Origin of the sequence: uncultured Jatrophihabitans sp. (assembly GCF_964252635.1) — a bacterium.
Lineage (GTDB): Bacteria > Actinomycetota > Actinomycetes > Mycobacteriales > Jatrophihabitantaceae > Jatrophihabitans.
The window spans coordinates 1-22,612 of record NZ_CAXUNP010000031.1 but is presented as its reverse complement, the minus strand read 5'-3'; the positions used below and the strand labels follow the sequence as shown (position 1 = coordinate 22,612).

General features: G+C 72.9%; 21 protein-coding genes and 1 pseudogene. 16 read left to right on the top strand and 6 right to left on the bottom strand.

What is annotated here, in order from left to right:
• Positions 1-19: 19 nt before the first annotated feature.
• A complete protein-coding gene (locus tag ACFFCA_RS13875) occupies positions 20-2,173 on the bottom strand; it encodes a 3-hydroxyacyl-CoA dehydrogenase NAD-binding domain-containing protein (protein ID WP_375485753.1) in 2,154 nt (717 codons plus the stop codon).
• Between the two features lie 14 nt (positions 2,174-2,187).
• Entirely contained in the window at positions 2,188-3,402 is a 1,215-nt protein-coding gene (locus ACFFCA_RS13870) for an acetyl-CoA C-acetyltransferase (RefSeq protein ID WP_375485810.1), read from the bottom strand.
• A 110-nt stretch (positions 3,403-3,512) separates the two neighbouring features.
• Here ACFFCA_RS13870 and ACFFCA_RS13865 point away from each other — a divergent pair, with 110 nt between their 5' ends.
• A complete protein-coding gene (locus tag ACFFCA_RS13865; protein ID WP_375485751.1) occupies positions 3,513-4,280 on the top strand; it encodes a MerR family transcriptional regulator in 768 nt (255 codons plus the stop codon).
• Positions 4,281-4,296: 16 nt separating this feature from the next.
• Here ACFFCA_RS13865 and ACFFCA_RS13860 read toward each other — a convergent pair whose 3' ends face one another.
• Positions 4,297-4,842 (bottom strand): DUF3515 family protein, encoded by a 546-nt coding sequence (locus ACFFCA_RS13860; protein ID WP_375485749.1) that lies wholly within the window; start codon positions 4,840-4,842, stop codon positions 4,297-4,299.
• 71 nt (positions 4,843-4,913) lie between these two features.
• Entirely contained in the window at positions 4,914-5,150 is a 237-nt protein-coding gene (locus tag ACFFCA_RS13855) for an Lrp/AsnC ligand binding domain-containing protein (protein WP_375485747.1), read from the bottom strand.
• 152 nt (positions 5,151-5,302) lie between these two features.
• On the opposite strand from ACFFCA_RS13855, the gene ACFFCA_RS13850 reads away from it, so the two are divergent.
• Together ACFFCA_RS13850 and ACFFCA_RS13845 are read left to right on the top strand one after the other, a co-directional pair.
• Complete coding sequence (locus ACFFCA_RS13850; protein ID WP_375485745.1) at positions 5,303-6,277, top strand: thiamine-phosphate kinase; 975 nt, start codon at positions 5,303-5,305, stop codon at positions 6,275-6,277.
• 27 nt (positions 6,278-6,304) lie between these two features.
• Positions 6,305-6,775, top strand: a complete 471-nt coding sequence (locus ACFFCA_RS13845; RefSeq protein ID WP_375485743.1) for a GNAT family N-acetyltransferase — start codon at positions 6,305-6,307, stop codon at positions 6,773-6,775.
• Between the two features lie 82 nt (positions 6,776-6,857).
• On the opposite strand, the gene rpmB is transcribed toward ACFFCA_RS13845, so the two are convergent.
• Entirely contained in the window at positions 6,858-7,049 is a 192-nt protein-coding gene (gene rpmB / locus ACFFCA_RS13840) for a 50S ribosomal protein L28 (RefSeq protein ID WP_375485741.1), read from the bottom strand.
• A 132-nt stretch (positions 7,050-7,181) separates the two neighbouring features.
• Between rpmB and ACFFCA_RS13835 the strand changes: the two genes are divergently transcribed.
• The 13 genes from ACFFCA_RS13835 (at position 7,182) to ACFFCA_RS13775 (ending at position 22,010) form a co-directional block, all read left to right on the top strand.
• Positions 7,182-8,765 (top strand): DAK2 domain-containing protein, encoded by a 1,584-nt coding sequence (locus ACFFCA_RS13835; RefSeq protein ID WP_375485739.1) that lies wholly within the window; start codon positions 7,182-7,184, stop codon positions 8,763-8,765.
• 1 nt (position 8,766) lies between these two features.
• Positions 8,767-10,977: an ATP-dependent DNA helicase RecG gene (gene recG / locus ACFFCA_RS13830; RefSeq protein ID WP_375485737.1), complete on the top strand. Its 2,211-nt coding sequence runs from the start codon at positions 8,767-8,769 to the stop codon at positions 10,975-10,977.
• Between the two features lie 5 nt (positions 10,978-10,982).
• Positions 10,983-11,537 (top strand): 16S rRNA (guanine(966)-N(2))-methyltransferase RsmD, encoded by a 555-nt coding sequence (gene rsmD, locus ACFFCA_RS13825; protein ID WP_375485735.1) that lies wholly within the window; start codon positions 10,983-10,985, stop codon positions 11,535-11,537.
• A gap of 41 nt (positions 11,538-11,578) precedes the next feature.
• A complete protein-coding gene (gene coaD, locus ACFFCA_RS13820) occupies positions 11,579-12,058 on the top strand; it encodes a pantetheine-phosphate adenylyltransferase (RefSeq protein WP_375485808.1) in 480 nt (159 codons plus the stop codon).
• A gap of 86 nt (positions 12,059-12,144) precedes the next feature.
• Positions 12,145-12,900 carry a hypothetical protein gene (locus ACFFCA_RS13815; RefSeq protein ID WP_375485733.1) on the top strand — a complete coding sequence of 252 codons (756 nt, stop codon included), beginning with the start codon at positions 12,145-12,147 and terminating at the stop codon, positions 12,898-12,900.
• 133 nt (positions 12,901-13,033) lie between these two features.
• Positions 13,034-13,624 (top strand): DUF177 domain-containing protein, encoded by a 591-nt coding sequence (locus ACFFCA_RS13810; protein WP_375485731.1) that lies wholly within the window; start codon positions 13,034-13,036, stop codon positions 13,622-13,624.
• 64 nt (positions 13,625-13,688) lie between these two features.
• The gene (rpmF, locus tag ACFFCA_RS13805) at positions 13,689-13,868 is read left to right on the top strand and encodes a 50S ribosomal protein L32 (RefSeq protein ID WP_375485729.1); all 180 of its coding nucleotides are present in this window, start codon (positions 13,689-13,691) and stop codon (positions 13,866-13,868) included.
• 46 nt (positions 13,869-13,914) lie between these two features.
• A complete protein-coding gene (gene rnc, locus ACFFCA_RS13800; RefSeq protein ID WP_375485727.1) occupies positions 13,915-14,721 on the top strand; it encodes a ribonuclease III in 807 nt (268 codons plus the stop codon).
• A 3-nt stretch (positions 14,722-14,724) separates the two neighbouring features.
• Positions 14,725-15,624 (top strand): bifunctional DNA-formamidopyrimidine glycosylase/DNA-(apurinic or apyrimidinic site) lyase, encoded by a 900-nt coding sequence (gene mutM / locus ACFFCA_RS13795; protein ID WP_375485726.1) that lies wholly within the window; start codon positions 14,725-14,727, stop codon positions 15,622-15,624.
• 233 nt (positions 15,625-15,857) lie between these two features.
• Positions 15,858-16,055: a hypothetical protein gene (locus tag ACFFCA_RS13790; protein ID WP_375485724.1), complete on the top strand. Its 198-nt coding sequence runs from the start codon at positions 15,858-15,860 to the stop codon at positions 16,053-16,055.
• A gap of 65 nt (positions 16,056-16,120) precedes the next feature.
• Positions 16,121-19,705: a chromosome segregation protein SMC gene (smc, locus tag ACFFCA_RS13785; RefSeq protein ID WP_375485722.1), complete on the top strand. Its 3,585-nt coding sequence runs from the start codon at positions 16,121-16,123 to the stop codon at positions 19,703-19,705.
• Positions 19,706-19,843: 138 nt separating this feature from the next.
• The gene (locus tag ACFFCA_RS13780; protein ID WP_375485806.1) at positions 19,844-20,827 is read left to right on the top strand and encodes a L,D-transpeptidase; all 984 of its coding nucleotides are present in this window, start codon (positions 19,844-19,846) and stop codon (positions 20,825-20,827) included.
• Positions 20,828-20,903: 76 nt separating this feature from the next.
• A complete protein-coding gene (locus tag ACFFCA_RS13775) occupies positions 20,904-22,010 on the top strand; it encodes a L,D-transpeptidase (protein ID WP_375485720.1) in 1,107 nt (368 codons plus the stop codon).
• A gap of 6 nt (positions 22,011-22,016) precedes the next feature.
• Here the strand turns inward: ACFFCA_RS13775 and ACFFCA_RS13770 are convergent.
• Positions 22,017-22,612, bottom strand: a pseudogene (locus ACFFCA_RS13770) (hypothetical protein); the annotation flags it as partial.

The window sequence follows — 22,612 nt, the reverse complement described above, 5'->3', positions numbered from 1 at the left end:
GCGGACAACTCGAAAGCAACTAGAAGGTCTCGCCGTTCTCGGCCTTCTTGCGCAGCAGCGGGTTGGGCTCGAAGCGGGCGCCGAAGCGCTGCGTGAACTCGTCGGCGCGGGCGACGAAACCTGCCACCCCGCCGGCAAAGCCGTTGATGTACTGCAGCACGCCGCCGGTCCACGGCGGGAACCCGATGCCCATGATCGAACCGATGTTGGCGTCAGCCGTGGTCAGGAGCACGCCCTCGTCGACGCAGCGCGCCGACTCGACGGCCTCGATGACGAGCATGCGCTCACCGAGCTCGTGCACGTCGACCTTCGACGGGTCGCCCTGCACGGGGAACGTCTCGGCGAGGCCCGGCCAGAGCCCGGTGCGCTTGCCGGACTCGTCGTAGTCGAAGAAGCCCTTGCCGGCGAGCCGGCCCGGACGACCCAGCTCGACCATCTTCTCGACGATGTCCTCGGCGGGGTGCCGGACGTAGCTGTCGCCCATGGCCGCACGCGTCTCGTTGCGGATCTTGAGGAACAGCTCGAGGTTGAGCTCGTCGGCGAGCTGCAGCGCACCGACGGGGTACCCGGCCTGCGTGGTGGCCTGCTCGATGGTGGCGGGGTGGACGCCCTCGCCGAGCATGGCCAGCGCCTCGTTGACGAACGTGCCGATCACCCGCGAGGTGAAGAACCCGCGGCTGTCGTTGACCACGATGGGCGTCTTCTTGATGGCCATGGCGTAGTCGAGCGCTCGGGCCAGCGCCTCGTCGGAGGTCTGCTCGCCGCGGATGATCTCGAGCAGCGGCATCTTGTCGACGGGGGAGAAGAAGTGCAGGCCGATGAAGTCCTGCTTGCGCTGCGCGCCCTCGGCGAGCGACGTGATGGGCAGCGTCGACGTGTTCGACCCGAGCAGCGCGTCGCCGTTGACGACCTTCTCGGTCTCCTGGAAGACCTCGTGCTTCAACGAGACCTTCTCAAAGACGGCCTCGACGACGAAGTCGCAACCCTCGAGGTCGGCGTAGTCGGCGGTGGGCGTGATGCGGCCCAGCACCTCCTCGCGCTTGGCCTCGGTGATCTTTCCGCGGCTGACCGCCTTGTCGAGCAGCTTCTGCGAGTACGCCTTGCCCTTCTCGGCCGCCTCCATCGAGACGTCCTTGAGCAGCACCTGCGCACCGGCCTGCGCCGTGACGTAGGCGATGCCCGCGCCCATCATCCCGGCGCCGAGCACGGCGACCTTCTCGGGCAGGCGCTTGTCGAAGCCGTCGGGCCGCGAGGCGCCGCCGTTGATGGCGTTCAGGTTGAACCAGAACGCCTGGATCATGTTCTTCGCGACCTGACCGGTGGCCAGGTTGACGAAGTACCGGCCCTCGATCTTCAGCGCGCTGTCGAAGTCCACCGTCGCGCCCTCGACCGCGGCGCACATGATGTGGTGCGGCGCGGGCATCGGGGCGCCCTTGAGCTGCTTCTTCAGGTTGCCCGGGAACGCGGGCAGCATGCCGGCGAGCTTCGGGTTCGACGGCGTGCCGCCGGGCATGCGGTAGCCCTTGGCGTCCCACGGCTGCTCGGTCTGCGGGTTGGCCTTGATCCACTCACGCGCCTTGGCGAGCATCTCGTCGGGCGAGCTCGCGAGCTCGTCGACGATGCCGACCTCGACGGCCTTGGCCGGCTTGTAGCGGGTGCCCTCCAGCAGCACCTTCATCAGCCCGTCGGTGACGCCCAGCAGGCGCACGATGCGGGTGACGCCGCCGGCGCCGGGCAGCAGGCCGAGGGTGACCTCGGGCAGACCGAACTGCGACTTCGGGTTGTCCAGGGCGATGCGGTGGTTGCAGGCCAGCGCGATCTCCAGGCCACCGCCGAGCGCCGCACCGTTGAGGGCGGCGACGGTGGGCTTGCCGAGCTTCTCGAGGCGGCGGAAGTCGGCCTTGATGCGCTCGACGCCGCGGCTGAACTCGTCCCTGTTCTCGGCGGTCACCTTGCTCAGCGTCTTCAGGTCGCCGCCAGCGAAGAAGGTGCTCTTCGCGCTGGTGACGACGACGCCGGTGACGGAGTCGTCCTTCTCCAGCCGGTCGACGGCGTCCGACAGCGATGCACGGAAGTCGTCGGTCATGGTGTTGGCGCGGGCGTTCGGGTCGTCGAGGGTCAGGGTGACGATGCCCTCGTCGTCCTTGTCCCAACGGATCACGTTCGTGCTCATGCGGGTCCCCCTGCTCAGATTCGCTCGACGATGGTGGCCACGCCCATGCCGCCGCCTACGCACAGCGTGGCGAGGCCGTAGCGCAGATCGCGGGCCTCGAGCTCGTCGACGAGTGTGCCCAGGATCATGGCGCCGGTGGCTCCGAGCGGGTGGCCGAGCGCGATGGCCCCGCCGTTGACGTTGATCTTCTCGTGGGGGATCGACAGGTCCTTCATGAACTTCAGGACCACGGCGGCGAAGGCCTCGTTCAGCTCGAAGAGGTCGATGTCGTCGACGGTCAGCCCGGCCTTGGCCAGCGCCTTCTGCGCCGACGGGGTCGGGCCGGTGAGCATGATCGTCGGCTCGGTACCTGCGACGCCGACGGACACGATGCGGGCGCGCGGGGTCAGGTTGTTGTCCTTGCCGGCCTGCTCGCTGCCGATGACGACGAGCCCGGCGCCGTCGACGATGCCCGAGGAGTTGCCGGGGGAGTGCACATGGTTGATCGACTCGACCCAGTGGTACTTCTGCAGGGCCACCGCGTCGAAGCCGCCCATCTCGCCGACGCCGGCGAAGGACGGCTTGAGCGAGCCGAGGGACTCGACCGTGGTGCCCGGGCGCGGGAACTCGTCGACGTCGAGCACGACGTCACCGTTGAGGTCGCGGACGGGCACGATCGACTTGCTGAACGCACCGTTGGCGATGGCCTTGCCGGCACGGTCCTGGCTCTCGGCGGCGTAGGTGTCGACGTCGGTGCGGCTGAAGCCCTCCAGCGTGGCGATGAGGTCGGCGCTGACGCCTTGGGGCACGAAGCTGGTCTCGTAGGCGGTCTCGGGGTCCATGGCCCACGGTCCGCCGTCGGAGCCCATCGGCACGCGCGACATCGACTCGACGCCGCCGGCGATGATGAGGTCCTCCCAGCCGGACGCGATCTTCTGCGCGGCGACGTTGACGGCCTCCAGACCGGACGCGCAGAAGCGGTTGAGCTGGAAGCCCGGGCCGGAGTTCTCGTACCCGGCGGCCAGCGCGGCGGTGCGGGCGATGTCGGCGCCCTGCTCACCGATCGGCGACACGACGCCGAGGATGACGTCCTCGACGTGCTGCGGGTCCAGGCCGGGGTTGCGCTCCTTCACCTCGTCGAGCAGCCCGACGACGAGGGAGACGGGCTTGGTGGCGTGCAGCGAGCCGGTGGCCTTGCCCCTGCCGCGCGGCGTGCGCAAGGTGTCGTAGACGAAGGCGTCTGTCATCAGTGGGTCCGTCCTGTCCGAGGTGCGGCGAGTCTCGCCGATAGGAGATCCTGCCAGTATCACTGTCACAGTAATGAAGCGCCAGTGCTGGTGATGTGGTCTATCGTCGTCCCGTGACCAGCACCGACGCAATGGGCACCGCCGCAAGCGGCGCCCACGCCACCGGCACCCGGGCGACGGGAGTCGACGGAGGTCTGACCGTCGACGAGCTGGCTGCGCGCACCGGGATGACCGTGCGCACCGTGCGGTTCTACGCCAGCGAGGGCCTGCTGCCCTCGCCGGAACGGCGCGGCCGGGTTGCCTACTACGACGCGCGGCACCGCATGCGTCTCGACCTCATTCGCACGCTGCAGGAGCACGGCTACACCCTGGCCGCCATCGAACGGGTGCTCGCCCGGATACCGCACGACGCCGCGCCGGCCGAGTACGTGGTGCACGGCGCCGTGCTGGCCCCGTGGCTGCCGGAGCAGACGGAGGTGCTCGACCGCTTCGCCCTCGACCGCCGCCTGGGCCGCCACCTCGACGACCGCCAGCTCGGCTACCTGGTCGACGTGGGGGCGCTGGTGCGGCTGCCCGACGAGCGGTACCGCACCTCGTCGGCGGTGTTGGGGTACGCGCTGGAGCTGCTCGAGCTGCCGGTCACCCCCGAGTTCCTGAGTGAGTCGGCGCAGATCATCGAGACGCACGCCACCGCCGTCGCCGAGGGCCTCAACGAGCTGTTCGCGCGCACCGTGTGGGGGCCCTATCAGCAGGGTGAGCTCAGCCACGAGCAGGTCGTGGCGCTGCTCGACCGGATCCGGCCGCTCGCCATCCAGGGGCTGGTCGGGGCCTTCACCCGCGCCGCCGACCAGGCCGCCCGCCGCCGCGTCGAGGACCGGTAACCCTCCGGGGGCGGGTCTACTTCCGCCGGGTGCACAGGGGCAGCGAGCCGGTACGGCCGTTGCTGTCGGGCACCGAGCACACCGCCGGCAGTGCCTTGGCGATGGCGTCGGACAGGGGCGGTACGACGGTCGCGCCCTGGTACTGCCGCGGCACGACGACGGCGACGTAGGCCGCGCGGTCGACGGTCGTGAAGACATTGCCGCCGTCGCCCTTGGTCACGTCGAAGTACGGCCCGTCCGCCGCCGTGCCGTTCTGGAAGAACTGGGTCGACGAGCCCGGGCGCAGGCTCGCCGGTTTCGCCTCCCCGCAGCGCAGGACGACGGCCGGGTTGCCCCACGCCACGACGAACGGGGTGGGCGGCGAGGGGTGCACGATGCGCGGCGCCAGCGCGCCGAGTTTCACCGGCAGCTGGGCCAGCACCTTGGTGCACGCGGCCGCCTGAGCGCCGACCTGCGGCGGGGCCGACGCGTTCAGCGGTCCGCCCGGGCTCTTCGAGGGCGAGGACGAGCTGTCGCCACCCGCGGTCGCCGCCACGAGCGCGACCGCGGCCACGACCAGCAACGGCAGGGTGACCGCGCTCGCGATCAGTGCCGCGCGGCGGGTGACGGGGTCGATCGCGGGAGCCCGACGGTCTAGAGGTGCACGACCGGGCAGGTGAGGGTGCGGGTGATGCCCGCGACCGCCTGCACGTTCGCCACGACGAGCTTGCCCAGCTCGTCGACGGAGCCGGCCTCGACGCGCACGATGACGTCGTAGGGACCGGTGACGTCCTCGGCGGTGGTGACACCGGCCAGTCCGCCGATCTCGGCGGCCACGGCGGCGGCCTTGCCGACCTCGGTCTGGATCAGCACGTAGGCGCTGACACTCATGCTGGGCTCCGTTCATCTACGCCGCGCTGACCGCGGGCGACGGTGCGGCGCGCCCGGTGGTGACACCGGCGTGCGGACCGGTAGAACGTAGCGCAGGCCCGCCGCCCGCCCGCCCGCGACCGCCTGCCAGGCTTCGTCGTGGGCCTGTACCCGTGCACCGTCGCCACCGAGCCAGGGAGTCCGTCATCACCACCGTTTCCGACGCCGGCGAGTTCGGCGTCATCGCCCGGGTGGTCGCCGGCCTCGAGACGGCGCCGTCCACCCTCATCGGGCCCGGTGACGACGCCGCGGTGGTCGCCACGTCCGACAACCGCGTGGTCGCCTCCACCGACATGCTCATCGAGAACCGCCACTTCCGCCGCGACTGGTCGACGGCCGAGGACGTCGGCCACAAGGCCGCGGCCCGTGCCTTCTCCGACATCGCCGCGATGGGCGCCACCCCGACCGCCCTGCTCGTCGCGTTCGGCTGCCCCGGCGAGCTCGAGCTGTCATGGGTCGACGGGCTGGTCGCCGGGCTGCGGGCCGAGTGCGCGTCGGCGGAGGCGGCCGTCGTGGGCGGCGACGTCACCGCGGCCGAGACGATCACCCTGGCCCTGACCGCACTCGGTGACCTCGGCGGGTCCGCGCCGGTCACGCTCGGCGGGGCGAAGGTGGGCGACACCGTCGCGGTCTGCGGTCGTCTCGGCTGGGCCGCCGCCGGCTTCGCCGTACTGGGCCGCGGGTTCCGCTCGCCCGTCCAGGTCGTCAACGCGCACCGCCGCCCCGAGCCGCCCTACTTCGAGGGTCAGCGGGCGGCCGCGCTGGGCGCCACGGCGATGACCGACGTGTCCGACGGCCTGGTTGCCGACCTCGGCCACGTCGCCGCGGCCAGCGGGGTGCGGATCGAGCTGCGGGCCGACCTGCTCGACGTCCCGGCCAAGCTGCGTGAGGTCGGCGCGGCCCTGAACGTCGACCCCCTGGTCTGGGTCGTGACCGGCGGCGACGACTACGCGCTGGCGGCGACCTTCCCGCGTGGCACCGAGCTCCCGGATCCCTGGCGCGTCGTCGGCGTCGTGTCCGAGGGGGACGGGGTCCGCGTCGACGGGCGGCGTTGGCCGCAGGGTGGGCACGAGCACTTCCGCAGCTGAGGTCGACCGCTCGTTACTGTCGTGGGCGTGTCGTTCGAGATCACCGCCCGGCCCTACGACGACCCCGATGTCACCCGCATGGTCGCGGCGGTGCAGGCCGAGTACGTGCAGATGTACGGCGGCCCGGACGCCGCGGTCGTCGACGTCAGCGAGTTCGTGCCGCCCCAGGGCGTGCTGCTGGTCGGGACCCTGGACGGGCGGGCCGTGGCGATGGGCGGCTGGCGCCGCAAGTCGGACACCGTGGCCGAGCTCAAGCGCATGTACGTCACCCCCGACGTGCGCGGGCGCGGCCTGTCACGGGTGGTGCTGGCCGCGATCGAGGCGAGTGCGGCGGCGGCGGGGATCACCGAGCTGGTGCTCAACACCGGCCCCGTGCAGCGCGCGGCGGTCGCGCTGTACCGCAGCAGCGGCTACGAGCCGAGCGCACCGTTCGGGTACTACGCGGACCTCGGCGGCGCGCTGTTCTTCGCCAAGCCGATCGGCGCGTCCGTCAGCTAGGCGACCGGGCCGGGCATGCGCCCAGCTCTCAAACAGAACAGGGCCCGTCCGGGTGGACGGGCCCTGGCGATGATGGTGCCTGCTAGGCGCGGGTGACCTTGCCGGCCTTCAGGCAGGAGGTGCAGACGTTGAGCCGGCGCCGGGTGCCGGGGGCGACGAGCGCGCGGACGGTCTGCACGTTCGGGTTCCACCGGCGGTGGGTACGGCGGTGTGAGTGGGATACGGACATGCCGAACCCGGGACCCTTGCCGCAGACGTCGCAGACGCTGGCCACGTGGAACTCCTCGGTCGATCTGATCAGGGGTGAGGCCGCAGGCGCAGACGGCACCGGGCAACCCCACGAGTCTAACGGCTGCCCCGGCCGCGTCCAAACCACGGCCCGTCCGGAGCAGTATCGTCACCAGCCATGCCCGAGGTGCTGGACGCGGACGCCGTGCGCGACTGGAGCCGCACCGCCGTCGCGCTGTTCGAGGCCGGTCGCGACGACATCGACGCGCTGAACGTGTTCCCGGTCCCGGACGCCGACACGGGCACCAACATGCTGTCCACGGTGCGGGCCGCCGACGCCGCTCTGGCCGGCAGCCGTGCCGGTGACGACGCGGTCGCGGCCCTCGCGGCCATGGCCGGCGGGGCGGCTGAGGGTGCGGTCGGCAACTCGGGTTTCATCCTGTCGCAGGTGCTGCGCGGGCTCGCCGAGGCCGTCGCCGGGTCGGGTCGCTGGGACAGCGCCTCCTTGTGCACCGGGCTGGCCCGCGGGGCCGTGCTCGGCCGGGAGGCGGTCGTGAACCCCCTCGACGGCACCATCCTGTCGGTGGCCCGCGCCGCCGCCGACCACGCTCGCGGCGACACGCTTGCCGACGTGCTCGTCACGGCGGTGGCCGGGGCGGACGCCGCCCTCCTGCGCACCCCCGACCAGCTCCCCGAACTGGCCCGGGCCGGCGTCGTCGACGCCGGTGGCCGGGGCCTGCTCGTCCTGCTCGACGCTCTGACCCGCACCGTCACGGGTGCGCCCGCGGTGCTCACCCCGCTCACGGTCGGCGCGCGGCCCGCCGCCGCGCCGGCGGCCGGGCCCGGTTACGAGGTGCAGTACCTGCTCGAGTCGACACCGGACGCCGTCGAGGCCCTGCGCGCCGCCCTGGACGTGGTGGGCGACTCGGTGGCGGTCGTCGCCGCGGGCGAGGGCACCTGGAAGGTCCACGTCCACGTCGACGACATCGGCGCCGCCCTCGACTGCGGGCTCGTGGCCGGGCACCCGCACGGCGTCTCCGTCGTCGCTCTCGATGCGCCGCGCGCCGGCCGCGACGACGCCGGCGCCGCGACGGTGCTGGCCGTGGCCCCGGGGGCCGGGCTCGCGCACCTGTTCGACTCCGAGGGCGTGCACGTCGTGGAGGGCCGCCGGGGTGTCGACGGCGAGGGCTCCGCCGTGCCGACCGCCGACGACGTCCTGGCCGGGATCCGCGCGACCGGGGCCCGCGAGGTCGTGCTGCTGCCCAACGCCACCCGGATCACCGGGGTGGCCGAGGACGCGGCCAGGCGGGCGCGCGCCCGGGGCATCCGCGTCGCCGTCGTCCCCACCCGCTCGCCGGTGCAGGGACTGGCCGCGATCGCCGTGCACGACCCGACCCGTCGCTTCGACGACGACGTCGTCGCCATGGCCGAGGCCGCGGCGGCGACGCGCTTCGCCGAGGTGACCATCGCGGTCGACGAGGCGCTCACCGCCGTCGGCATCTGCCAGCCCGGGGACGTGCTCGGCATGATCGACGGCGAGGTCGTCGAGATCGGGCGGGGGCTGCTCGCCGTCGCCTTCGGCCTCGTCGACCGGCTGCTGGGCGTCGGCGCCGAGCTCATGACCGTCGTCGTCGGCCGTGACGCACCGGGCCGTACGGGCGAGCTCATCGAGGCGCACGTCCGCGGCCGTGCGGCGTTCACCGACGTCTCGGTGTACGCGGGCGGACAGGTCGACAACGTCGTCGTCATCGGGGTCGAGTGACGTGGCGAGCCTCGACACCGCCCTCGTCGACGTCGTGGGCGGGCGGACCGCCAAGCCGCTGGAGAAGGCGTTCGGCATGCGCACGGTGCGCGACCTGCTCGCCCACTACCCGCGCCGGATGGCCGAGCGCGGTGAGCTGACCGACCTTGCGTCGCTGCGCATCGACGACGAGGTGACCGTGGTCGCCGACGTGCGCAGCAGCGACATCCGCCGTGCACGCAACGGCGTCCGCCTGGAGGTCGTCGTCGGCGACGGGAACGGCACGCTGCAGCTCGTCTTCTTCGGCCGGACGGCGAACTGGCGCATCCGTGACCTGCAGCCCGGGCGCCGCGGCCTGTTCTCGGGCAAGGTCGGCGACTTCCGCGGCCGCCGTCAGCTCGTGCACCCCGACTACCTGTTGCTGGGTGACGACGCCGGCAGCTCGACCGAGGCGGCGGAGGCCGACGTCTACGCCGGCCGGCTGATCCCGGTGTACCCGGCGACGCAGGCCGTGCGCACGTGGACGATCTCGAACGCGGTCCGGCACACCCTGGTGATGCTCGACGCCGTGCCCGACCCCGTCGACACCGAGGTGCGGGCCCGGCGGGGCCTGCTCGACCTCGACACCGCAGTACGGGCCATGCACGAACCCGCGGACCGCGCGCAGTGGCAGGCCGCGCGGCGCCGGCTCGCGTGGGACGAGGCGCTGGGCGTGCAGCTCGCCCTGGCCCAACGGCGGCACGCGGCCGCCGGCCACCCCGCCACGGCGCGGGCCGCTCGGACCGGCGGGCTGCTGGCCGCCTTCGACGCCCGGCTGCCGTTCGAGCTGACGGCGGGGCAGCGCGACATCGGCGAGCAGGTGGCCGGCGAGCTGGCCACCGAGCACCCGATGCACCGCCTGCTGCAGGGCGAGGTCGGCTCCGGCAAGACGGTCGTGGCGCTGCGCGCGATGCTGCAGGTCGTCGACGCCGGGGGGCAGGCGGCGTTGCTCGCCCCCACCGAGGTCCTCGCCGCCCAGCACGCCCGCACCATCGACGGCATGCTCGGCCCGCTGGCCCACGGCGGCCAGCTCGGCGGCGCCGCCGACGGCACCCGCGTCACGCTGCTCACCGGGTCGCTGCCCGCCGCGGCCCGCAAGCGGGCGCTGCTCGAGGCCGCCGGGGGAGAGGCCGGCATCGTCGTCGGCACGCACGCCCTGATCCAGGAGCACGTGCAGTTCGCCGATCTCGGCCTGGTCGTCGTCGACGAGCAGCACCGCTTCGGCGTCGAGCAGCGGGATGCGCTGCGGGGCAAGGCGTCCCGCCCGCCGCACGTGCTCGTCATGACCGCCACGCCGATCCCGCGCACGGTGGCCATGACCGTGTTCGGCGACCTCGAGACCTCGACGCTGGCCGAGCTGCCGGCCGGCCGCGCACCGATCACCACCACCGTCGTCCCGGCGGCCGAGAAGCCGAGCTGGCTGGACCGGGTGTGGCAGCGCATCCGCGAGGAGGTCGCGGCCGGCCGCCAGGCCTACGTGGTCGCCCCCCGCATCGGCGAGGGTGAGGGTGACGCCGAGAAGGGCTACGAGGACGACACGGGCGCCGACGGCGAACCGGACGACGAGACGTCGTCGCGCAAGCCGCCCACCGCCGTCACCGACGTCGCGCCGCTGCTGGCCGAGGGGCCGTTGCGCGGCCTGCGCCTCGCGGTCCTGCACGGACGGCTGCACCCGGACGAGAAGGACCGCGACATGACGGACTTCGCGGCCGGGCGGCTGGACGTCCTGGTCGCCACGACGGTGATCGAGGTCGGCGTCGACGTCCCGAACGCCACCGTCATGGTCATCCTCGACGCCGACCGCTTCGGCGTCTCGCAGCTCCATCAGCTGCGCGGGCGCGTGGGGCGGGGCGGCCACCCGGGCGTGTGCCTGCTCGTCACCGAGGCCGACGCCGAGTCGCCCGCGCGCGAGCGTCTCGACGCGGTCGCCGCCACCACGGACGGCTTCGAGCTCGCGCGACTCGACGTCGCCCAACGACGCGAGGGCGACGTGCTCGGCGCCGCGCAGTCGGGACGCCGCAGCCAGCTGCGGCTGCTGTCGCTGTTGCGCGACGAGGACCTGATCGTGGCCGCGCGCGCCGAGGCCACCGACCTGGTGGCGCGCGACCCGGAGCTTGCCGAGCACCCGCTGCTCGCCGCCCAGGTGACCGCCCTCGTCGCCGACGAGCAGGCCGACTACCTCGAGAAGACCTGACGCGCATGCGGATCGTGGCGGGGGCGGCCCGGGGGCGGCGGCTCGCGACGCCGGCACCCGCGACCCGTCCGACCTCGGACCGCACCCGGGAGGCCCTGTTCAACACCCTGGCCGGTTACGTCGACCTCGACGGCGCCCGCGTGCTCGACCTGTACGCCGGTACGGGGGCCGTCGGGCTGGAGGCGCTGTCCCGCGGGGCCGAGCAGGTGGTGCTCGTCGAGTCGAACCGTCGGGCCGTCGACGTGATCCGACGCAACGTCGAGACCGTCGCGCTGCCCGGCGTGACCGTGGTCGCCCGCGCCGTCACCGCGTTCCTGCACGACGAACCCGACGAGCCCGACCGGCCGTTCGACCTGGTGTTCGCCGACCCGCCGTACGCCGAGACCGGCGGTGCCTGGGTCGAGCACGCCGCCGGTCCGGGCCGGCTCGCGCGCGACGGCGTGATCGTCATCGAGCGCGACGCCCGTTCCGGGTCGCCGTTCGACGGCATTGCGTCGCTCACACCCGTGCGCGAAGCACGGTACGGGGACACCGTGCTTTGGTACGGTCGCCCGCGATGAAGCCCCCCGACCCGCAGGCGCCGGACGGCGTGACCCCCAAGGTGCGTCGAGCACTGTGCCCCGGGTCGTTCGACCCCGTCACCAACGGCCACCTCGACATCATCGGCCGCACGGCCGCGCTGTACGACGAGGTCGTCGTCGCCGTGTTCGTCAACCAGTCGAAGTCCAGCCTGTTCACCGTCGACGAGCGCCGCGAGATGCTGCAGGACGAGACCCGGCACTACGGCAACGTCGCGATCGACACCTTCGAGGGACTGGTCGTCGACTACTGCCGGGCCCGCGAGATCCCGGTGATCGTCAAGGGGCTGCGCGCCGTCAGCGACTTCGACTACGAGCTGCAGATGGCGCAGATGAACCGCGGCCTGGCCGGGATCGACACGCTGTTCATGCCGACCAACCCGGAATACAGCTTCCTTGCCTCTAGCCTGGTCAAGGAGATCGCGAAGTGGGGCGGCGACGTCAGCTCGCTCGTCCCGCCGGACGTCTTCACCCGCCTGAAGGAGCGCACCTCCACAGGCTGACGCGAGGACCAGGGGGTTGTCATGACCGAGCTTGCGAGGTCATCGATGCGGCCAGCACGCCGTCAGCGCCTGACGAAGGCGGGCGCATGACCGACGAGTCGCTGCGACGGGTCGACGGGCTGCTCTCGGAGCTCATCGAGCTGGTGGAGACCGCCCGCGCCGTGCCCATGTCGGCGTCCTGCGTCGTCCCGCGCGAGCGCGTCCTGGACCTGCTCGACGAGCTGCGCGAGGTCATGCCGCCCGAGATGGACCAGGCCCGCACGCTGATCGCCCGCCGCGACCAGGTGCTGCGCGACTCCCACGAGCAGGCCGCCGCCAACCGCGAGCGTGCCGCCGCCGAGGCCGACACGATCCTGGCCGACGCCGGTCACCGCGCCGAGGCCACCGTGGTCGCGGCGCAGGAGCAGGCGAACCAGGTGCTCGCCGAGGCCAACGACGAGCACGCCCGGCTCGTCTCGACCACCGCGGTGCACCAGGGCGCGGCGCAGGCCGCCACGGCCCTGCGCGAGGACGCCGAGTCCTACCAGCGCCAGCTCACCGGCGAGGCGCAGCACTACGACCAGCGGGTGCGCGGCGAGGCCGACGCCTACGCCCACCAGGCCCGCTCGGAGGCCGAGCGCTACGCCACCAAGCTCACCGCCGACGCCGAGAACTACGCCGAGCGCACCCTGGACGACCTCGCGGCCGTGCTGCACCGCTCCGCACAGACCGCCGAGCAGGGTCGCACCGCGCTCGCCCAGCGGCGCGCCACGGCCTGGACGTCGGACCGCCCGTTCGACGCCGCCGCCGAGCCCGGGAACGACGCGCAGCCCGACGACGGCTGGTCCTCGATTTCGGCGTAGGTGCGCCGCTCGGTTAGGCTGGACGACGGTCTCGACCCGTTCCGAGCAATTCCGGCCGGTCCCGACCTGTTCCGATCGCGCATCGCCCTCGCGTGCGCGTCCCTCGCCTGCCCGCCCAGCTGACAAGAAGCCGATGCCGCACACACCGAAGGTCCGCACGCCGGGTGGCGCCCAACCGCGCAGCCCGTTCGTGTTCGACCTGCGCGAACTCGGCCGCCAGCCCGGCGCGATGCGCGAGTACCGGCGGGTCGTGCCGGCTCCCGAGCGCCTCGGTCTCGACGTCATCGGGGTGCCGGCGGGTGCGGAGCTCGTGCTCGAGCTGCGGCTCGAGTCGGTCACCGAGGGCGTGCTGGTCACGGGCACCGTGTCGGCGCCGCTCACCGGGCAGTGCGCGCGCTGCCTCGACCCGATCACCGACGAGGTGACCGTCGACGTCGTCGAGCTGTTCGCGTACGCGGCCAGCTCCACCGACGAGACCACCGAGCGCGACGAGGTGTACCGGGTCGACGGCGACCTCGTCGACGTCGAGCCGGTGGTCCGGGACACCGTCGTCCTGGCGCTGCCGTGGACCCCGCTGTGCCGGCCCGACTGTGCCGGGCTGTGCGCCGACTGCGGGCAGCGTCTGGACGAGCTGCCGGCCGATCACACGCACGCGACGGTCGACCCGCGCTGGGCGGCCCTGGCCGCCTTCGCCGAGCCGGCGGGCGACGGCACGACCACCTGACAGATCAACGCCTGATACACATGACCACGCACCAGCCGGTGCGGTTGACGAAGGAGTACCAACGATGGCCGTCCCGAAGCGGAAGACCTCGCGCAGCAACACCCGGTCCCGCCGGTCGCAGTGGAAGACGTCCGCCCCGACGCTCGTGCGCTGCCCGAACCGGGCCTGCGGCGAGATGAAGCTGCCGCACACCGCATGCGCCAACTGTGGCCAGTACGACGGCAAGCAGGTTCTGGCCGTCTGACCCGGCGCCTTTCGTCGAACAGCCCGTTCTCGAGAGGTAGGCGCAGGTGACCGATGCAGTGCCCGCCGACCAGAGCGGGTTGGAAGAGGCTCTCGACGTCGAACTCGACGCCGGGCTGCTGCGTCGTGCCCTCACCCACCGCTCCTTCGCCTACGAGCACGGCGGGTTGCCGCACAACGAACGGCTCGAGTTCCTCGGGGACGCGGTGCTCGGCATCGTCGTCACCGACACGCTCTACCGCAGCCACCCCGACCTCGCCGAAGGCAAGCTGGCCAAGCTGCGGGCGTCGGTCGTCAACATGCGGGCGCTGGCCGGCGTCGCGCGGGGCATCGGCCCCGACGGCCTCGGCGCGTACCTGCTCCTCGGCCGTGGCGAGGAGGGCACCGGGGGCCGCGACAAGCTCAGCATCCTGGCCGACACCCTCGAGGCCGTTCTGGGCTGCATCTACGTCGACCGCGGTCTCGACGTCGCCACAAGGGTTGTCCACACGCTCTTCGACGGGCTGCTCGACGACGCCGCGAGCGCCGGCGCGGGCCTCGACTGGAAGACCAGCCTGCAGGAGCTGACCGCCGAGCAGGGGTTGGGCGTGCCCGAATACGTCATGACCTCGAGCGGCCCCGACCACGAGAAGACCTTCACCGCGCAGGCCCACATCGCCGGCGAGCTGTTCTCCCCGTCCACGGGGCGCAGCAAGAAGGAGGCCGAGCAACAGGCCGCCGAGACGGCGTGGCGCGCGATATCCGCGCGTGTCGGCGGCGGCGACCTGCCGGGAGTCACCCGGCCGGACGCATCGAGCCCGACCGACGCCCCCGCCACGGACGGGCCGGCGGCAGCCCTCGACGGGCGTACCTGACCCGTGCCCGAACTCCCCGAGGTCGAGACCGTCCGCGAGGGTCTCGACCGGTGGGTCACCGGCCGCACCCTGGCCGCGGTGCAGGTCCGTCATCCCCGTGCCGTCCGTCGCCACCTCGGCGGCGGCGCCGACCTGGAGGCCCGCCTGCCCGGGCTCACCGTCCTCGCCACGTCCCGGCGCGGGAAGTACCTCTGGCTACCGCTCGGCGACGCCGACGGCCCCCGGGACGAGGCGCTGGTCGGGCACCTGGGGATGAGCGGGCAGCTGCTCGTGCAACCCGCCGACACGGCCGAGCAGAAGCACCTGCACGTCCGACTGACCTTCAACGACGGCGGCCCCGAGCTGCGCTTCGTCGACCAGCGCACATTCGGCGGCGTGCTGCTGGACCCGCTCGTGCCGACGCTCGACCGCCCCGGGGAGCACGTCCCGGCGCAGATCGCGCACATCGCCCGCGACCCGCTCGACCCGTTCTTCGACGACGCGGACTTCGCCACCCGGCTGCGCGCGAAGAACACCGAGATCAAGCGGGCCCTGCTGGACCAGACGTTGATCTCCGGCATCGGCAACATCTACGCCGACGAGTCGCTGTGGCGCGCCATGCTGCACGGTCAGCGCCGGACGCGGGGGCTCAGCCGGGGCGCGGTGGCCGACCTGCTCGACCACGTGCGCGCCGTGCTGCGGTCGGCCCTGCGCGCCGGCGGCACCTCCTTCGACGCGCTGTACGTCAACGTCAACGGCGAGAGCGGGTACTTCGACCGTGCCCTGGCCGTGTACGGGCAGGAGGGGCGGCCCTGCCCGCGCTGCGGCACCCCCGTCCGCCGGGCCACCTTCATGAACCGGTCGAGCTTCTTCTGCCCGACGTGCCAGCGCCCCCCGCGTGCGCCGCACCGGACGGCTGCCTAGACACCACGCCCAGCGGCGCCACAGCGCACGCATGTTGACCCTGGAGTCCGGTGGGTGGGACGATGACGTGACTGGACGGGAGTCTGTCCTCCGCCACACGCCCTTCGCCACCTCGAAGCGCGCCCCGGCGAATCCCACCTCCCGCTGCGGTCACCACAACGCGAACACGCTCCGCGGCCGATCTCGCCGACCGGCAGGACCTGCGGACGCCCGGGGAACGGAAAGGTCGCCACATGGCACGCGCCCTGCTGGGACACATCGGCACGTCGAACGAACAGATCCTCGCCCTCGAGGTGACCCGCCTGCGACGGCGCGTCGCCGACCTGGAGACCCAGCTCGCCGAGGCGCGCGCACAGCAGACCGCGGACCTCGACCTGCGCGACATCGAGCTGCACGACCTCACCGGTTCGGCCGAGCCCGCCCTGGCCTGACGCCCGGCCCGCCCGCGGCGAGGTAGGTTCGTCGCCGACACAGACCGGCCACTCGCGGGAGATTCGTGCACCTCAAGTCGCTGACGCTGCGAGGCTTCAAGTCCTTCGCCTCGGCCACGACGCTGCGCTTCGAACCCGGGATCACGGCGGTCGTCGGCCCGAACGGCTCCGGCAAGAGCAACGTCGTCGACGCCATCGCCTGGGTGCTCGGCGAGCAGGGCGCCAAGGCCCTGCGCGGCGGCAAGATGGAGGACGTCATCTTCGCCGGCACCGCCGGGCGGCCGCCGCTCGGCCGGGCCGAGGTCACCCTGACCATCGACAACAACGACGGCGCCCTGCCCATCGACTTCGCCGAGGTCTCGATCACCCGGCGGATGTTCCGCGAGGGCAGCAGCGAGTACGAGATCAACGGCGAGAGCGCCCGCCTGCTCGACATCCAGGAGCTGCTCTCGGACTCCGGCATCGGCCGCGAGATGCACGTCATCGTCGGCCAGGGCCAGCTCGACGCGGTGCTGCAGGCCCGGCCGGAGGAGCGCCGCGGGTTCATCGAGGAGGCCGCGGGCGTCCTCAAGCACCGCAAGCGCAAGGAGAAGGCGCTCCGCAAGCTGGACGCGATGCAGGCCAACCTGACCCGCGTCACCGACCTGACCGTCGAACTGCGCCGCCAGCTCAAGCCGCTCGGCCGGCAGGCCGAGATCGCCCGGCGGGCCCAGGGTGTGCAGGCCGAGCTCCGCGACTCCCGGCTGCGGCTGCTCGCCGACGACGTCATCACCCTGCGCGCCGAGCTCGAGCGCGAGATCGCCGACGAGGACGCGGTCCGGGCACGCCGCGCCGAGGTCGAGACCGGCCTGGCCGCGGCGCGGGAACGGGAGGCCGAGCTCGACGCGGCCCTGGCCACCGACGCGCCGCTGCTGGCCCGCGCCCAGGAGACCTGGTACCGCCTGTCGACCCTCGAGGAACGGCTGCGCGGCACCGGCTCGCTGGCCGCGGAGCGGGCGCGGCACCTGGCCGCGCAGCCCGACGACACCCGCACCGGTCGCGACCCGGAGCAGATGGAGGCCGAGGCCGCCCAGGTCCGCGAGGAGGAGGCCGGGCTGCAGGCCGAGCTCGATCTCGCGCACGCCGCGCTCACCGACGTCGTCGCCGAACGCCAGGCCCTCGAGCGCCGGCTCACCGACGCCGAGCGGTCCGTGGTCGCCGCGGTGCGGGCGGTCGCCGACCGGCGTGAGGGCATCGCCACCCTCACCGGCCAGGTCAACGCCGCCCGGGCCCGGGCGGCTGCCGGGCGCGACGAGAGCGAGCGGCTGGCCGCAGCGGCCTCGGACGCCCGCGAGCGCGCGCGACAGGCCGAGAGCGAGCTCGAGCGCGTCCAGACCGAGGTCGGCGCGCTCGACGCCGGCGAGCTGGGTCTCGACACCCGGCACGAGGACGCGGTCGCCGCCCACGAGGCGGTCGAGGCGCGGGTCCACGAGCTCGCCGACGCCGAGCGGGCCGCCGAGCGCGACCGGTCGACGTGGACCGCCCGCGCCGACGCCCTGGTCGTCGGCCTCACCCGCAAGGACGGCACCGCGGCGCTGCTGGCCGCCGGCGGCCACCTGCCCGGCCTGCTCGGCTCGGTCGCCGACCTGGTCACCGTGCAGCCCGGGCACGAGACGGCCGTCGCGGCCGCGCTGGGCGCGGTCGCCGACGCCGTCGCCGTCGGCACGCCCCAGGACGCAGTCGCCGCCTTGGCGCTGCTCAAGGCGGAGGACGCCGGCCGCGCGGGGTTGCTCGTCGGGGCGGCGACGTCCGGCCCGACCGGCCCGGCACTCCCGGCACTGCCCGCCGGCGCCGTCTGGGCCGTCGACGTCGTCAGCGCCCCGCCCGCACTGAAGGCGAGCGTCGACACCGCCCTCGACCGGGTCGCGGTGGTGGCCGACCTCGACGCCGCGGCCGACCTCGTCGGCACCCACCCCGACGTCCGGGCCGTCACCGCCGACGGCGACGTCCTGGGCCACCACTGGTCCGTCGGCGGGTCGGCGTCCACGCCGAGCGTCATCGAGATCACCGCCGCGGTCGAGGAGGCCCGGCACAAGGCCGACGAGGCGGCCGCCCGCCACGACCGGCTGCACGCCGAGCTGGCCGCGGCCCGCGAGGAGTCCGCGTCGTCCCGGCAGGAGGTCGAGCAGGCGCTGGAGGCGCTGCACGAGTCCGACGCCGCCCTCTCGGCCGTCTCCGAGCAGCTGGCCCAGCTCGGCCAGGCGGTGCGCTCGGCCGGCGCCGAGGCGGCCCGGATGGACGAGTCCCGCGCCGCCGTCGACGAGGCCCGCGAACGGGACCTGTCGGCCCTGGCCGGGCTCGAGGAACGGCTGACCCTGGCCGAGTCCGTCTCCGACGAGCCCGCCGAGCCCGACACCGCCGAGCGCGACGCGCTGGCCGCGCAGGTCGCGACCGCCCGCCAGGACGAGATGGACTCCCGCCTGCGCGTTCGGACCGGCGAGGAGCGGGTGCGGGCCCTGGGGGGTCGCGCCGAGCAGCTGACCCGCGCCGCGGAGATCGAACGCACCGCCCGCCGCAAGCAGCGCGAGGCGCGGGCGGCGCGGGCCAGGGGAGCGGTCGTCGCCGCCGAGGTGCGCGACGCGGCGCGTCACACGCTCACCCTCATCGCCACCTCGGTGGCGACCGCCGCAGCCGAACGCGACCAGGTGCAGCAGGGCCGGGCCGACCGGGAGAACGAGCTCGGCGGCGTCCGGGCCCGCATCCGCGAGCTCGCCGAGAACCTCGCCCGGCTCACCGACGCCGTGCACCGCGACGAGGTCATGCGCGCCGAGCAGCGCCTGCGCATCGAGCAGCTCGAGGCCCGGTCCGTCGAGGAGTACGGCGTCGCGGTGGACACGCTCGTCGCCGAGTACGGGCCCGACCTGCCGACGCCACCCAGCGCGCTGGAGGTCGCCGAGTACGAGCAGGCCCGCGAGCGGGGCGAGCAGGTCGTCGCCCCGCAACCCGGGCCCTACGAGCGCGCGGTGCAAGAGAAGCGCGCCGCCCGCGCCGAACGCGACCTCGCCCTGCTCGGCAAGGTCAACCCGCTCGCGCTCGAGGAGTTCGCCGCGCTGGAGGAGCGTCACCAGTTCCTCTCGACCCAGCTCGAGGACCTCAAGGCGACGCGCCGCGACCTGCTGACCGTGGTCAAGGAGGTCGACGACCGCATCCTCGAGGTGTTCACCGCCGCGTACCACGACGTCGCCCGCGAGTTCGAGATCGTCTTCGCGACGCTGTTCCCCGGCGGCGACGGGCGTCTGGTGCTCACCGAACCCGACGACATGCTGCTGACCGGCATCGACGTCGAGGCGCGGCCGCCGGGCAAGAAGGTCAAGCGGCTGTCGCTGCTGTCCGGCGGCGAGCGGTCCCTCGTGGCGGTGGCCCTGCTCGTGGCCATCTTCCGGGCCCGGCCCAGCCCCTTCTACATCATGGACGAGATCGAGGCCGCGCTCGACGACACGAACCTGGGGCGCCTGCTGGGGCTGGTGAACGAGCTGCGCGCGAGCAGCCAGATCATCCAGATCACCCACCAGAAGCGCACGATGGAGATCGCGGATGCCCTGTACGGGGTCACCATGCGCGGCGACGGCGTGACCCAGGTCATCAGCCAACGGCTGCGCGACGCGGTCTGAGCCGCCGATCCCTGACTCGGTCGGCAGGGGCATCAATAGCGAGGTCGCCCTGGCCCCGGTCGAGGTTGCCGAGATGTGAAAAGAACCCCGCAGGTTTGGGGGGATCACGGGCCGTCACCTACCGTGGTCCGCGTGTCTATGCCGAAACGCCTGCGCCTCGGGCTCATCGCCGTGTCCGTGACCGCCGCTACCGGGCTGCTGGCCACCGCCTGCTCCTCGTCCGGCAGCGAGACCGGCGGGGCCTCCGCGACCGCGTCCAAGGGCGCGTCGTCGAGCGCCGCGGCATCCTCCAGCGCGGCCCCCTCGACGTCGGCCAAGCCGACCCCGCCGCCCACCAAGCCCGTGCACATCAAGCTGTTGAACAGCGACGGGTCGGACTACGGCGTGGGCATGCCGGTGATCGCCTACTTCTCGAAGAAGATCGGCAGCGCGAAGGCGCTGCAGGCGGCGACGACCTTGACCGTGAACGGCAAGTCCGCCAAGGGCGCCTGGTACTTCGAGTACTCCTCGGCGAACGCCGGCTACCCGATCGAGGGTCACTTCCGGATGGAGAACTACTGGCCGGCGAACTCCAAGATCCACGTGGGGATCCCGGCGAAGGGGCTGTCCGCGGGCAGCGGGTTGAGCTACGACGACAGCCTGACGCTGGACTTCTCGACCCACGACCGGATTGTCTCGACGGTCGACGACTCCACGCACCGGATGACGGTGACCGACAACGGCAAGCAGTACGGGACCTTCCCGGTCTCGTTGGGTGCGTCCAATACGCCGACGGCGCGGGGCACCAAGGTGATCATGGAGAAGGGCCGCAGCATCTGCATGCGCGGCCCGGGTTACTACGAGTGCGGAGTGAAGTACACGCAGCGCCTGACCTACGGCGGCGAGTACCTGCACTCGGCGCCGTGGAACGTCTCCCACATCCGCAGCGGGGTCGACTCCTCCAACGGTTGCACCAACCTGCTCCCGTCCGACGCCCAGCGCCTCTACGGCTTCCTCGGCATCGGTGACGTCGTCATCTACCCCAACGCCAACGGACCGGCCATGACGCTGGGCAAAGGTTACGGCGACTGGAACGTCAACTGGTCCAACTGGCTCACCGGTGGACTCGTCAGCACCACCTGATCGTGCGCGAGTGGCAACGTGAACGGGCCGCTGCGCGACTACACATCATGGCCGCTGACAGAGCAGGGTTGATCAGGTGACGTCGGACGACGAGCTGCGCCGTCGGCTGGCCGATGCGTTCGACGCCCGTGCTCGTGCCGCGTTCGGCGATCACTCGCCGGTCCCGCCACCCCGTTTCGCCACCGAGCCGGCCAGGCACGGGCACCGGGGCTGGGTCCGCGTGGCGGCCCCGCTCGTGGCTGCCGCGGCTGTCGTCGCCGTCATCGTGTCCGTCGCGCTCACGGCGGGCGGTTCACGCGGCGGGCGGCACACCGCGGTCGGCGGCACCGGCTCGGTGTCGCACCCGGCCTCGCACACCTCGGCCGCCGCCTCCACCTCTGCCCCGTCGACGCCCACCAAGCCGGTGCACATCACCTTGCTGAACAGTGACGGGTCGGACTACGGCGTGGGCATGCCGGTGATCGCCTACTTCTCGAAGAAGATCAGCAACGCGAAGGCGTTGCAGGCCGCGACGACGGTGACCGTGAACGGCAGGCCCGCCAAGGGTGCCTGGTACTTCGAGTACTCCTCGGCCAAGGCGAGCTACCCGATCGAGGGTCACTTCCGGATGGAGAACTACTGGCCGGCGAACGCCAAGATCCACGTGGGGATCCCGGCGAAGGGGCTGTCTGCGGGCCCGGGCCTGAGTTACGACGACAGCCTGACGCTGGACTTCTCGACCCACGACCGGATCGTGTCGACGGTCGACGACTCGACGCACCGGATGACGGTGACCGACAACGGCAAGCAGTACGGGACGTTCCCGGTGTCGTTGGGTGCGTCGAACACGCCGACGGCGCGGGGCACCAAGGTGATCATGGAGAAGGGGCGCAGCATCTGCATGCGCGGCCCGGGTTACCACGAGTGCGGGGTGAAATGGACGCAGCGCCTGACCTACGGCGGCGAGTACCTGCACTCGGCGCCGTGGAACGTCTCCCACATCCGTAACGGCGTGGACTCCTCCAACGGCTGCACCAACCTGCTGCCGTCGGACGCCCAGCGGCTCTACAGGTTCCTGAGCGTGGGCGACGTGGTGACGTTCCCGAACGCCGACGGCCCGGCGATGACGTTGGGCAAGGGCTACGGCGACTGGAACGTCAACTGGTCCACCTGGCTCACCGGCGGGCTGGTGCCGACCGGCTGACCGTGGTCAGCGGCCGAAGCGGTCGAGCACGGCCTGCGGATCGCGGGCGGTGATGCGCACCAGTTCGCCGTCCCGCTTCGTCAGCGCCACCACCGCGCCGGCGCGCACCGTGAACCGCGTGGTGTCGACCGTGTCGGGCACGCCGATGCCGAAGCACTGCGGCCAGGTCACCGACTGCACCTCGGCGGCGGCGATCTCAGTGGCCTCGATGGTGTGCGGCGACTTGTCGCCCCGGCCCTGCCCGATCGCGACGCGGGTGCGCGTCACCGTCAGGATCTGCACGCCGAGGTAGGCCGAGACGCCGGCGACGACGAGCACGGCGACGATGGCCAGCGGCCACACGCCGAGCGCCAGCAGGATGGCGCCGGCCACGACGGCGACCACCACGCCCAGCACGATCTGGGTGGGGACCAGGACGGTCTCGGTGTATTCGTCGGACCCCGGCGGGGTGGCGGGACGCGCGGCAGGCGGGTCGGCGGGGTAGGCAGCCGGCGGAGCGGGTGGCGCGACGGGGTCGGCCGCCGGCGGGATGTTCTGCGCCGGGGTGGACTGGCGGGGGGCGGGGCGCGCGCGGCGCGCGGACGGGGCGGCGCTCCCCGCCG